Annotated in this window: 11 protein-coding genes and 1 rRNA gene; 10 read left to right on the top strand and 2 right to left on the bottom strand. The window is 62.3% G+C overall.

The features are described 5' to 3' along the window. Window positions 1-108: 108 nt before the first annotated feature. Window positions 109-462 carry a pentapeptide repeat-containing protein gene (locus CCOS865_RS03125; RefSeq protein WP_119137847.1) on the bottom strand — a complete coding sequence of 118 codons (354 nt, stop codon included), beginning with the start codon at window positions 460-462 and terminating at the stop codon, window positions 109-111. A 99-nt stretch (window positions 463-561) separates the two neighbouring features. Continuing rightward, window positions 562-2,124 (bottom strand): bifunctional aminoglycoside phosphotransferase/ATP-binding protein, encoded by a 1,563-nt coding sequence (locus CCOS865_RS03120; protein ID WP_119137845.1) that lies wholly within the window; start codon window positions 2,122-2,124, stop codon window positions 562-564. Window positions 2,125-2,230: 106 nt separating this feature from the next. Here CCOS865_RS03120 and mrcB point away from each other — a divergent pair, with 106 nt between their 5' ends. The 10 genes from mrcB to CCOS865_RS03070 form a co-directional block, all read left to right on the top strand. Beyond that, on the top strand, window positions 2,231-4,552 hold the full coding sequence (mrcB, locus tag CCOS865_RS03115; RefSeq protein ID WP_119137843.1) for a penicillin-binding protein 1B: 2,322 nt from the start codon (window positions 2,231-2,233) through the stop codon (window positions 4,550-4,552). Between the two features lie 63 nt (window positions 4,553-4,615). Then, window positions 4,616-5,380: a tetratricopeptide repeat protein gene (locus CCOS865_RS03110; protein WP_415842595.1), complete on the top strand. Its 765-nt coding sequence runs from the start codon at window positions 4,616-4,618 to the stop codon at window positions 5,378-5,380. Next, on the top strand, window positions 5,380-5,712 hold the full coding sequence (locus CCOS865_RS03105; RefSeq protein WP_119137841.1) for a YqcC family protein: 333 nt from the start codon (window positions 5,380-5,382) through the stop codon (window positions 5,710-5,712). Before CCOS865_RS03110 ends, CCOS865_RS03105 begins: the two co-directional genes overlap by 1 nt. A gap of 408 nt (window positions 5,713-6,120) precedes the next feature. Then, window positions 6,121-7,845, top strand: coding sequence for an acetolactate synthase 3 large subunit (locus CCOS865_RS03100; RefSeq protein ID WP_119138224.1), 1,725 nt, complete (start codon window positions 6,121-6,123; stop codon window positions 7,843-7,845). A 1-nt stretch (window position 7,846) separates the two neighbouring features. Next, window positions 7,847-8,338, top strand: a complete 492-nt coding sequence (gene ilvN, locus CCOS865_RS03095) for an acetolactate synthase small subunit (RefSeq protein WP_003250040.1) — start codon at window positions 7,847-7,849, stop codon at window positions 8,336-8,338. Between the two features lie 53 nt (window positions 8,339-8,391). Then, a complete protein-coding gene (gene ilvC / locus CCOS865_RS03090) occupies window positions 8,392-9,408 on the top strand; it encodes a ketol-acid reductoisomerase (RefSeq protein ID WP_119137839.1) in 1,017 nt (338 codons plus the stop codon). 151 nt (window positions 9,409-9,559) lie between these two features. Further along, a complete protein-coding gene (gene pssA / locus CCOS865_RS03085) occupies window positions 9,560-10,411 on the top strand; it encodes a CDP-diacylglycerol--serine O-phosphatidyltransferase (RefSeq protein ID WP_119137837.1) in 852 nt (283 codons plus the stop codon). 77 nt (window positions 10,412-10,488) lie between these two features. Beyond that, window positions 10,489-11,502, top strand: coding sequence for a protein-methionine-sulfoxide reductase catalytic subunit MsrP (msrP, locus tag CCOS865_RS03080; RefSeq protein ID WP_119137835.1), 1,014 nt, complete (start codon window positions 10,489-10,491; stop codon window positions 11,500-11,502). Beyond that, complete coding sequence (msrQ, locus tag CCOS865_RS03075) at window positions 11,502-12,113, top strand: protein-methionine-sulfoxide reductase heme-binding subunit MsrQ (RefSeq protein ID WP_119137833.1); 612 nt, start codon at window positions 11,502-11,504, stop codon at window positions 12,111-12,113. The genes msrP and msrQ overlap by 1 nt, the downstream gene beginning before the upstream one ends. A 500-nt stretch (window positions 12,114-12,613) precedes the next feature. After that, window positions 12,614-12,787: ribosomal RNA gene (locus CCOS865_RS03070) — 16S ribosomal RNA — on the top strand; the annotation flags it as partial.

The following is a 12,787-nucleotide window of genomic DNA, read 5'->3' as shown; positions in this document are numbered from 1 at the left end:
TGAACAGGAGTGTAGCGGGGGCTGGGAGATACGCGGCGTTTTGCCATCGGAGCCGACGGGATGCCGCTATCGCCGGGCAAGCCTGCGGTAGCGGCAGCCCATCAGGGGTCAATTGCCGGAGGAGGGTCTGTAGCGCATCCGCGTGCCGAACTTGGCCGACATGAGGATCTCATCGGCACTCAGCTGAGCAGGGAAGTAGGTGCCCGAGATCTGCGCATGGGCCAGGCTGGCGCCTTCCAGGCCATTCTCCCGCAGGTCCAGGCCACGCAGGTCGGAGGCGCGGAAGTAGGCGTCGGTGAAGTCGATGCCGCGCACATCCAGCTCGCGCAGGTCCAGCCCACGGAAATCCCCGCCCCGGAAGTCGATCGCAGTGTCGGTCGGCTTCTCGCGGTTGAAGGCGGCGATCTGTTCATCGCGGACCAGGGCGTACAGGTTACTGTCCAGTTGCCGTGGCTGGTTCATGGCGGCGCCTCTTCGTGGGGTGTGATGATATTGTAATGCCATCACTGAAGAGGCGCCGAACTTCAGCCGGGAAGTGTCGACTGCTTCACGCCTTGCGGCTCACAGGCCCGGCAGGCGCTGGCGGATCTGCTCGATCACCTGGTCCATGCTGGCGCCTTCCTGGGTGTCGATGCGCTTGCTGTCGCGCAGCTCCTGCTCGCTGAGCGGGTCGCGGCTGGCCTGTTGTGCCTTGATCACTTCGAGGGTGGCGTCCGACGGGTCGTTGTGGTCGGCCTGGCGCTGGGCCAGCCAGCTTTCGATCACGGCCTCGGGCGCATGGCAGTCGAGGATCAGCAACGGCACGCCGGTCTGGCTGGCGACGTCCGCCGCCGCCTGGCGCTGCTCGCGCTTGAGGTAGGTGGCGTCGAGCACCACCGGGAAGCCCGCCCGCAGGATCACTTCGGCCAACTGATGCAGGCGCTGGTAGGTCGCGCTGCTGGCATCCTTGGCGTAGATGCCGGCGTCCAGGGCGCCCGTGCTGTGCTCGGCCTGCTCGCCGAACAGACGCTTGCGCTCGACGTCGGAGCGCACGCGGATAGCCCCCAGCGCCTCGACCAGGCGCATCGAGACGTGGCTCTTGCCCACCGCCGAGACGCCATGGGTAATGGCCAGCAGGCGCGACGGAATCGCGCTGTAGCTTTCGGCCAGGTTGGCGTAGTTGCGGTAGGTGCGCAGGGTGGTAGCACGCTGCACGCCATCGGCGTCGGCGGGCATGCTGAAGAGCGCCACCTTGGCGCGCACCAGGGCACGGTAGGCCTTGTAGAAGTTGAGCAGCTCGAGGCCCTGGTAGTCGCCGGTCAGCTCCAGGTACTGGCTGACGAAGCGCCGCGCCAGGCACTTCAGGCCGCGGTCTTCGAGGTCCATCGCGAGGAAGCCGGTGTCGGCCCAGACGTCGGTCTTGCGGAACGGCTCGTTGAACTCGATGCAGTCGAAGATCACCACCTGGCCATCGATCACGGTGGCGTTGCCCAGGTGGATGTCACCGTGGCATTCGCGGATGAAGCCATCGGCCTTGCGCGCGGCGAACAGGCCCTGCAGGCGGTCGAAGCTGCTGCGTGCCCAGGCCTGCAGGTTGTCCAGCTGTTGCAGGTCGGCCTTGTCGCTGAGGAACGGGCGGATCTGCTCGAAGTTCTGCTCGACCGGCGCCATCACGCTGTCAGGCGAACCAAACGGCTCCTCGGCTGCGACCTTGGGGGTCTGCAGGTGGAACTCGGCAATCTGCTTGGCCATCTGGTCGATGTGGCTGGCGGTCAGCTCACCGTTGGCCTGCAGGGTGCTCAGCAGCTGGCTCTGGGGGAACTGGCGCATGCGCAGGGCGAATTCGATCGGCTGGCCTTCGCCACCCAGTTGCGGCGCTTCGGCGCTGCCGGTGATGGCCAGCACGTCCAGGTACAGGTCGTCGGTCAGGCGCTGGTTGAGGCGCAATTCTTCGTTACAGAAGTGCTCGCGCTGGTCCAGCCCAGTGAAGTCGAGAAAGCCGAAATTCATCGGCTTCTTGATCTTGTAGGCGTACTCACCGGTGAGCAGGACCCAGGAGATGTGCGTCTCGATGAGCTTGAACCCGTCTACGGGATGCGGGTAGAGGGCAGGGTTCTGCAGGGCACTGATGAGGGCTTGGCTCACGGGCAATCCTTCGGGTAAGGGAATTCGAATGCGCCATTATGGTCAATGGTGCGGCCCCTGCATACCGCCGGGCCTGCCTAGACTAAAGTGCGTATAATCCGCCGCCATGACTCGATCCCGAAATCCCCGTACTCCGCAGAAACGTTCGCCCAGCCGCTCCCGCGCCTGGCTGGGCTGGGCCTTGAAGCTCAGCCTGGTCGGCCTGGTGGTGATCGCCGGCTTTGCGATCTACCTCGATGCCGTTGTCCAGGAGAAGTTCTCCGGCAAGCGCTGGACCATCCCGGCCAAGGTGTATGCCCGGCCGCTGGAGCTGTTCGTCGGCCAGAAGCTGAGCAAGAACGACTTCCTCACCGAGCTCGACGCCCTCGGCTACCGTCGCGAAAGCGCGGCCAACGGCCCGGGCGCGGCGTCGGTCAACGGCAACAACGTCGATATCAATACCCGTGGCTTCCAGTTCTATGAAGGCATCGAGCCGGCGCAGTTCGTGCGCGTGCGCTTCTCCGGCGACTATGTCGCGGGGATGAGCGGCGCCAATGGCGGCAAGCTCGACGTGGTCCGGCTCGAGCCGCTGATGATCGGCGGCATCTACCCGAAAAACCTCGAAGACCGCATCCTGATCAAGATCGACCAGGTGCCGCCGTACCTGCTGGAAACCCTGGTCGCCACCGAAGACCGCGACTTCTACAGCCACTTTGGCGTGTCGCCCAAGGGCATCGCCCGTGCGGTGTGGGTCAATACCTCGTCCGGCGCCATGCGCCAGGGCGGCAGTACCCTGACCCAGCAGCTGGTCAAGAACTTCTACCTGACCAACGAGCGCAGCCTCACCCGCAAGCTGACCGAAGCCATGATGGCCGTGCTGCTCGAGGTGCATTACAGCAAGCGCGAGATCCTCGAGGCGTACCTCAACGAGGTGTTCGTCGGCCAGGATGGCCAGCGCGCCGTGCACGGCTTCGGCCTGGCCAGCCAGTTCTTCTTCAGCCAGCCGCTGCAAGAGCTCAAGCTGCACCAGATCGCCTTGCTGGTGGGCATGGTCAAGGGCCCGTCCTACTACAACCCGCGGCGTTACCCGGAGCGTGCGCTGACCCGCCGCAACCTGGTCCTCGACCTGCTCGCCGAGCAAGGCGTGGCGAGCAAGGACGTGGTCGAGGCGGCGAAGAAGATGCCGTTGGGCGTGACCAGCCGTGGCAGCCTGGCCGACAGCTCGTTCCCGGCCTTCCTCGACCTGGTCAAGCGTCAGCTGCGCCAGGACTACCGCGACGAAGACTTGACCGAAGAAGGCCTGCGGATCTTCACCAGTTTCGACCCGATCCTGCAGATGAAGGCCGAGACCGCCATGAGCGAGACCTTCAAGCGTCTGTCGGGGCGCAAGGGCGCCGATGCGGTCGAGTCGGCGATGGTCGTGACCAACCCCGAGACCGGTGAAGTGCAAGCGCTGATCGGCAGCCGCCAGTCGGGCTTCGCCGGCTTCAACCGGGCCATCGACGCGGTGCGCCCGATCGGCTCGCTGGTCAAGCCGGCGGTGTACCTGACCGCGCTGGAAAAACCCAGCAAGTACACCCTCACCAGCTGGGTCCAGGACGAGCCGTTCTCGGTCAAGGGCGCCGACGGCCAGGTCTGGCGTCCGCAGAACTACGACCGCCGTCCGCACGGCACCATCTACCTGTACCAGGGCCTGGCCAACTCGTACAACCTGTCCACCGCCAAGCTGGGCCTGGAAGTCGGCGTGCCGAACGTGATCAAGACCATCGGCCGGCTCGGCGTCAATGTCGACTGGCCGGCGTTCCCGTCGATGCTGCTGGGCGCCGGCGGGATGTCGCCGATGCAGGTCGCGACCATGTACCAGACCATCGCCAACGGCGGCTTCAACACGCCGATGCGCGGTATCCGCAGCGTCCTCACCGCCGAGGGCGAGCCGCTCAAGCGCTACCCGTTCCAGATCCAGCAGACGTTCGACCCGGGTGCCATCTATCTGGTGCAGAACGCCATGCAGCGGGTCATGCGTGAGGGTACCGGCCGTTCGGTCTACAGTGTCCTGCCCAGCTCGCTGACCCTGGCCGGCAAGACCGGTACCAGTAACGATTCGCGCGACAGCTGGTTCTCCGGTTTCAGCCAGGACCTGCTGGCGGTGGTCTGGCTCGGCCGTGACGACAACGGCAAGACGCCGTTCACCGGTGCCACCGGTGCGCTGCAGGTGTGGACCAGCTTCATGCGCAAGGCCGACCCGTTGCCGCTGGACATGCCGCTGCCGGACAACGTCGTGCAGTCGTGGATCGACCCGTACAGCGGTCACGGCTCCGACAGCACCTGTCCGGGAGCGGTACAGATGCCGTATATTCGTGGCAGCGAACCGGCCGCAGGCGTCGCCTGTGGCGGCGAGCAGAATCCGGCTGATTCGGTCATGGACTGGGTAAAGGGCTGGATGAATTAAGCCACGGGTGGCCTGGGCGGATCAGCCCCTCAGGCCACCCGGCGCATTTGAAGAGGGTGTGAAGTGAACAAGTGGTGGTTTCCTGCCTTGACCGCGCTGGCCATGCTCCATGGCTGCGCCAGCGTTCCACGCGGCAATATCCCGGTGGTCGACTCGAGCACCCGGGTGTCCAACAGCGAGCGGATCTCCAACAACCGCACGGCAGCCAATGCCGGCAGCAACGGCACCCGCCAGGCACAGTCGCTGCCTGAAGACTCCGGCGTGACCGTGATGATCCCGCAGGGCGCGGGCGCTTCGTCGATCCAGACCTTCCCGGCGGCCAATGGCGCGGCACCGATCAGCACCACGCCGATCAGCACCCAGCCCATGACCACCAACCCCAACCCGATCGCCGATGAGCCGTTCGACATCGCCTCGATGAGCAGTGCCCCGGCCGCCACCAGCGCGCCGACCGGCATCCCGCGCAGCAGCGGTGCCGCTGGCAGCCTGTCGGCCGACGAGCAACTCGACGGCCCGGTGCTGGCGCTGCTGACCACCGCCCAGCAGCAACAGGGCAGTGGCGACTTCAACGGTGCTTCGTCGAGCCTGGAGCGTGCCCAGCGCATTGCCCCGCGCGAGCCGCAGGTGCTGTTCCGCCTGGCCCAGGTGCGCTTGTCCCAGGGTGATGCCGCCCAGGCCGAGCAACTGGCACGCCGCGCGCTGACCTATGCCAACGGTCGTCCGGACCTGCAGGCCGAGCTGTGGAACACCATCGCCCAGGCCCGTGAAAAGCAGGGTGACAGCGCCGGCGCCGCACTGGCGCGGCAAAAAGCACGGGTCAATCTGTGATGGTCGAGCAACGGATTCTGGATATTGCCGATCACCTGCTGCTGATCGAGCACGAGCTGCGCGCCCAGGGCTGGTGGAGCGAGCAGCCACCGAGCGCCGAAGCGCTGGCCAGCGTGACGCCGTTCGCGGTCGACGTGATGGGCTTCGAGCAGTGGCTGCAGTGGATTTTCCTGCCGCGAATGAAGCTCATTCTCGAGCACGGTCATCCGCTGCCCAATGCCTCCGGCATCCTGGTGATGGCTGAAACGGTGTTCGTCGATCGTCCGGAGCAGAGTCGCGTGCTTCGCCGACTATTGGCAGAATTCGACCAATTGATAGGCCCTTCCGCCTGATTTCTTCAGTTTTTCTTTCAAGAGCCGCAGATTGCGGCTCTTTTTTTGAGTTTTGTTTGGTTTTCTGCTGCTGTCTCAACCATTCGTGGTGGAACGAATTCATCCTGAGGAAAAATTGGCAATAATTTTTCTTGACTTAATGGCGGCGAATCACAAGAATCCAGTTTCCGCTTTAGAGGGACTGCCAGAAGCAGACCCGCAAAGCAGATCATGAGGCGCACACCCGCGCCGACTTGTAACACCCCGCAACGCGTTACCTCGCGCTGGGTGGGAAAACCCCGCAACACTCAGGGGTGCTCCCAATACTTGCTCAGTCAGTGCTGACGTTCGCTCGTGCTCTGCTTGGCAGTAAACCTATTAAGACCCGTCCACTAGGGACGGTATTCTGGCGTTTTAGAGGTGAACAACGTGGAGCTTTTATCTGGCGCTGAGATGGTCGTCCGCTTCTTGCGTGACGAAGGCGTTAAGCACATCTACGGGTACCCTGGCGGTGCTCTCCTTCATGTATACGACGCGCTGTTCAAAGAGCCGGAAGTCGAGCACATCCTGGTTCGTCACGAGCAGGCTGCGACCCACATGGCCGACGGCTATGCCCGTGCCACCGGCAAGGCCGGCGTGGTGCTGGTCACTTCCGGCCCAGGCGCAACCAATGCCATCACCGGCATTGCCACCGCGTACATGGACTCGATTCCGATGGTCATCCTGTCGGGCCAGGTGCCTAGCACCATGGTCGGCACCGATGCCTTCCAGGAAACCGACATGATCGGTATCTCGCGGCCGATCGTGAAGCACAGCTTCATGATCAAACACGCCTCGGAAATCCCGGAAGTCCTGAAAAAAGCCTTCTACCTGGCGCAATCCGGTCGTCCTGGCCCGGTCGTGGTCGACATTCCAAAAGACATGACCAACCCGGCCGAGAAGTTCGAGTACGTCTATCCGAAGAAGGTCAAGCTGCGCTCCTACAGCCCGGCCGTACGTGGCCACTCGGGGCAGATCCGCAAGGCAGCCGAGATGATCCTCGCCGCCAAGCGTCCGATCGTCTACTCCGGTGGTGGCGTGATCCTCGGCGGTGGCTCCGAAGCCCTCACCGACATCGCCAAGTCGCTGAACCTGCCCGTCACCAACACCCTGATGGGCTTGGGCGGCTTCCCGGGTACCGACCGCCAGTTCCTCGGCATGCTCGGTATGCACGGCAGCTTCACCGCCAACCAGGCGATGCACAATGCCGACGTGATCCTGGCAGTCGGTGCGCGTTTCGATGACCGTGTGATCAACGGCCCGGCGAAGTTCTGCCCGAACGCCAAGATCATCCACATCGACATCGACCCGGCATCGATCTCCAAGACCATCAAGGCCGACGTGCCGATCGTAGGTCCGGTCGACAGCGTGCTCAGCGAGATGCTGGCGATCTTCAAGGAAATCGGCCAGCAGCCTGAAAAGGCCGCGCTGGACGCCTGGTGGAAGCAGATCGACGAGTGGCGTGGTGACCGCGGCCTGTTCCCTTACGACAAGGGCGACGGCAGCGTGATCAAGCCGCAGACCGTGATCGAGACCCTCTGTGAGGTGACCAACGGCGACGCCTTCGTGACGTCCGACGTCGGTCAGCACCAGATGTTCGCGTCGCAGTACTACCGCTTCAACAAGCCGAACCGCTGGATCAACTCCGGCGGCCTGGGCACCATGGGCTTCGGCTTCCCGGCGGCGATGGGCGTCAAGCTCAACTTCCCCGACCAGGACGTGGCCTGTGTGACCGGCGAAGGCAGCATCCAGATGAACATCCAGGAGCTGTCCACCTGCATGCAGTACGGCTTGCCGGTGAAAATCGTCAACCTCAACAACGGCGTGCTGGGCATGGTTCGCCAGTGGCAGGACATGGCGTACAACGGCCGTCACTCGCACTCCTATGTCGAGTCGCTGCCTGACTTCGTCAAGCTGGTCGAGGCCTATGGCCACGTCGGTATCCGCATCACCAGCCTCAAGGACCTCAAGCCCAAGCTCGAAGAAGCTTTCGCCATGAAGGACCGCCTGGTGTTCATCGATATCGCGGTCGACCGGAGCGAGCACGTCTACCCGATGCAGATCAAAGACGGCTCCATGCGTGACATGTGGCTGAGCAAGACGGAGCGTACCTGATATGCGGCACATCATTTCCCTGCTGCTGGAAAACGAACCCGGTGCCTTGTCTCGCGTGGTCGGCCTGTTCTCCCAGCGCAACTACAACATTGAAAGCCTGACCGTGGCGCCGACCGAGGACCCAACCCTCTCGCGCCTGACCCTGACCACCGTTGGCCACGACGAAGTGATCGAACAGATCACCAAGAACCTGAACAAACTGGTGGAAGTGGTGAAGCTGGTCGATCTGTCGGAAAGCGCTCACATCGAGCGCGAGCTGATGCTGGTCAAGGTCAAGGCCACCGGCGCCCAGCGCGCCGAGATCAAACGCACCACGGACATCTTCCGTGGGCAGATCGTCGACGTTACCGCCAGCGTGTATACCGTGCAGCTGAGCGGCACCAGCGACAAGCTGGACAGCTTCATCCAGGCGATCGGTACCGCATCGATTCTCGAAACCGTGCGCAGTGGAGTCACCGGCATTGCCCGTGGCGACAAAGTGCTCAGCATCTAACTTCAAAAATTAGCGATGGCTCCACAGGGGCCGAGATATAACAGGGGTATTTCATGAAAGTTTTCTACGACAAAGACTGCGACCTTTCCATCATCCAAGGTAAGAAAGTCGCCATCATCGGTTACGGTTCGCAAGGCCACGCCCAGGCGTGCAACCTGAAAGACTCCGGTGTAGACGTTACCGTCGGTCTGCGTAAAGGTTCGGCTACCGTTGCCAAGGCAGAAGCTCACGGCCTGAAAGTCGCCGACGTGGCTTCCGCTGTTGCCGCGGCCGACCTGGTCATGATCCTGACCCCGGACGAGTTCCAGGGCGCTCTGTACAAGAACGAAATCGAGCCGAACATCAAGAAAGGCGCCACCCTGGCCTTCTCCCACGGCTTCGCGATCCACTACAACCAGGTTGTGCCACGTGGCGACCTCGACGTGATCATGATCGCGCCGAAAGCCCCGGGCCACACCGTGCGCTCCGAGTTCGTCAAAGGCGGCGGCATCCCTGACCTGATCGCTATCTACCAGGACGCTTCGGGCAACGCCAAGAACGTCGCCCTGTCGTACGCTGCTGGCGTCGGCGGCGGCCGTACCGGCATCATCGAAACCACCTTCAAGGACGAGACTGAAACCGACCTGTTCGGCGAGCAGGCTGTTCTGTGTGGCGGTACCGTCGAGCTGGTCAAAGCCGGTTTCGAAACCCTGGTCGAAGCGGGCTACGCGCCAGAAATGGCCTACTTCGAGTGCCTGCACGAACTGAAGCTGATCGTTGACCTCATGTACGAAGGCGGTATCGCCAACATGAACTACTCGATCTCCAACAACGCCGAGTACGGCGAGTACGTGACCGGCCCAGAGATCATCAACGACGAATCCCGCAAGGCCATGCGCAACGCTCTGAAGCGCATCCAGGACGGCGAATACGCGAAGATGTTCATCTCCGAAGGCGCCACCAACTACCCGTCGATGACCGCCAAGCGTCGTAACAACGCCAGCCACGGCATCGAGATCATCGGTGAGCAACTGCGTTCCATGATGCCTTGGATCTCGGCTAACAAGATCGTCGACAAGGCCAAGAACTAAGCCTTTGCGATGAGATGAAAAACGCGGCTTCGGCCGCGTTTTTTCGTTTCGGCGGCGCGCATCTGGTATAAAGCGACCAGTGGCTTGCTGTCCGAACCTGTTTCGCAAGCCCGTGTCGAAACATATTCCATTCAGTTGCAAGGTGTTTTTCATGAGCGAACGTCCCGAGGAGCCGAACAAGGCCTCCGACGCCGAAAGCCTGCTACCTGTCGATGAGCATGTTGAAGAGGGGCACGACGCCGAAGGGCGCAAGGTGCGCCATCGCGGCATCTACCTGCTGCCCAACCTGTTCACCACTGCCAACCTGTTCGCTGGCTTCTACTCGATCATCAGCTCGATCAGCGCACAGAGCGCCATGAGCGCAGGTGACCCCCGCGAGGCGAGCAAGTATTTCGCCTTTGCCGCCATCGCCATTTTCGTGGCCATGGTGCTCGACGGCCTGGATGGCCGCGTGGCCCGCATGACCAATACCCAGAGCGCCTTTGGCGCCGAGTACGACTCGCTGTCCGACATGGTCGCCTTTGGCGTCGCGCCGGCCTTGCTGGCGTTCGGTTGGGCATTGGGTGACATGGGCAAGGTCGGCTGGATGGTCGCCTTCATCTATGTCGCTGGCGCCGCGTTGCGCCTGGCCCGCTTCAATACCCAGGTCGGCACCGCCGACAAGCGTTACTTCATCGGTCTGGCCAGCCCGGCGGCAGCCGGTGTGGTGGCAGGTACCGTGTGGGCGTTCAGCGACTTCGGCATCCAGGGCTCCAAGCTGTCGTTCCTGGTCGCGCTGCTGGTAGCGGCCGCCGGCATGCTGATGGTCAGCAACGTCAAGTACAACAGCTTCAAGGAGCTGGACCTGCGTGGGCGCGTGCCGTTCGTGGCGATCCTTGCCGTGGTGCTGGTGTTTGCCGTGGTCTTCAGCGACCCGCCGCGCATCCTGCTACTGATCTTCCTCGGCTATGCGGTGTCCGGCCCGGTGCAGTACCTGCTGCGTGTCCGTCGGCGCAAGGCCTGAAATTGATTTAATGATGGAATAACCTTCCGGCTCCATAGTCTTACGGATACTTCAGTCATCCGTGCTGTGGAGCCGTTATGCTCATCAAGATCGCTCGCCCGTCCGACTGCAACCCCTCGGACATCACGCCCGAAAGCCTTTATCTCTCACGCCGTGCCGTGCTGGGTGCATCCCTGGCGGGCATCGCCGTGGGCGCGTTGCCGGGCCTGGCCGTGGCCGCGGAGACGTCGCGCTACGCCGATGCCGCGCCTGGCGCTGCGCCGGGGTGGTTCACCGACAAGCTCGGCGCCACCCGTTGGCAGGCGGTCACGGTCAAGGATGAGCCGATCACCCCGTTCAAGGATGCCACCCACTACAACAACTTCTACGAGTTCGGTACCGACAAGGGCGACCCGGCGGCCAATGCCGGCAGCCTGAAGACCGAGCCCTGGAGTGTGGTGATCGATGGTGAGGTGGCCAAGCCCGGGCGCTATGCGCTCGAAGACTTCGTCAAACCCTACGCGCTGGAAGAGCGCATCTACCGGCTGCGCTGCGTCGAGGCCTGGTCGATGGTGATCCCGTGGCTGGGCTTCAGCCTGGCCGAAGTGCTCAAGCGGGTCGAGCCGACCTCGAAGGCGCGTTACCTGCGCTTCGAGACGCTGCAGGACCCGAAGAGCATGCCTGGGCAGCGCTCGTCGTTCGCCCTGATCGACTGGCCGTATGTAGAAGGCTTGCGCCTGGACGAGGCGATGAACCCGTTGGCGATCCTGGCGGTGGGCATGTATGGCCGCGAGCTGCCCAATCAGAACGGTGCACCGTTGCGCCTGGTGGCGCCCTGGAAGTACGGCTTCAAGAGCATCAAGTCGATCGTGCGCATCAGCCTGGTGGCCGAGCAGCCGCAGACCACCTGGGAAAGCCTGGCGCCCACCGAGTACGGCTTCTATGCCAACGTCAATCCCACGGTCGACCACCCGCGCTGGACCCAGGCCCGCGAACGGCGCCTGCCGAGTGGGTTGTTCAGCCCCAATGTGCGCGACACCTTGATGTTCAACGGCTACGGCGACGAAGTCGCCTCTCTTTATAGTGGGCTCGATCTGCGGAAGAACTACTGATGCGCTATCCGTGGCTGCGCCTGGCCATCTTCGTGCTGGGCTGCCTGTTACCGGTGTGGTGGCTGTACGAGGCGGCAATGAACCTGCTCGGCCCGGACCCGGGCAAGATCCTGGTCGACCGGCTCGGGCTTGGGGCATTGATCTTCCTGTTGATCACCTTGAGCATGACGCCGCTGCAGCGCCTCACCGGCTGGTCGGGCTGGATCGTGGTGCGTCGCCAGCTGGGGCTCTGGTGCTTTGCTTATATAGTGCTGCACATGACCTCATACATGGTGTTCATCCTTGGCCTGGACTGGGGGCAGTTGGGCGTCGAACTGCGCAAGCGGCCGTACATCATTGTCGGTACCTTGGGGTTTCTGGGGCTGCTGGCGCTGGCGGTCACCTCCAACCGATACAGTCAGCGACGCCTGGGTGCGCGCTGGAAGAAGCTGCACAAGCTGGTGTACGTGATTCTCGGGTTGGGCTTGCTGCACTTCCTGTGGATCGTGCGCTCCGACCTCAAGGAGTGGGTGGTGTATGCATCGATTGGCGCGGTGCTGCTGGCGCTGCGTATTCCGGCGGTGTGGCGGCGGGTTCCGCGGCTGATCGGAGGGCGGGGGAGGGCGGTTTGAAACATTTATGAAATAAACGGTTGACGGCCTCTCAGATCCCCTTATAATGCGCCCCACTTCCAGCGTAGTTGGAACGGAAAACTCCTTGAGTTTCAATGAGTTAGAAGTTTCAGGCAGTATGGAGGTGCTTCGATCGTCTGATCGGCAGCGGTGAAAAAGGCAGTTGACAACAGCGTGTAACGCTGTAGAATTCGCCTCCCGCTACGAGAGATCGCAGCGAGCCAAGTGTTTGAAGTTGAACGAGATTCTCGCAGAAAACTTCAAAATAAACGCTTGACAGGCTCTGAGGAAAGCGTAGAATGCGCGCCTCGGTTGAGACGAAAAGTTCTTAACCAACCGCTCTTTAACAAATTGAATCAAGCAATTCGTGTGGGTGCTTGTGAGTATGGTTTGATAGTCGCCAAGATTATCAGCATCACAAGTGGCCACATGAGAAATCATAGTAGTCATTTGAGATTGCTGAGCCAAGTTTAGGGTTTCTTAAAAACCCAAGCAGTATTGAACTGAAGAGTTTGATCATGGCTCAGATTGAACGCTGGCGGCAGGCCTAACACATGCAAGTCGAGCGGATGAGAAGAGCTTGCTCTTCGATTCAGCGGCGGACGGGTGAGTAATGCCTAGGAATCTGCCTGGTAGTGGGGGACAACGTTTCGAAAGGAACGCTAATACCGCAT

It is taken from the genome of Pseudomonas reidholzensis, assembly GCF_900536025.1.
GTDB classification, from domain to species: Bacteria; Pseudomonadota; Gammaproteobacteria; order Pseudomonadales; family Pseudomonadaceae; genus Aquipseudomonas; species Aquipseudomonas reidholzensis.
This window is presented reverse-complemented; position numbering and strand designations above follow the sequence as displayed.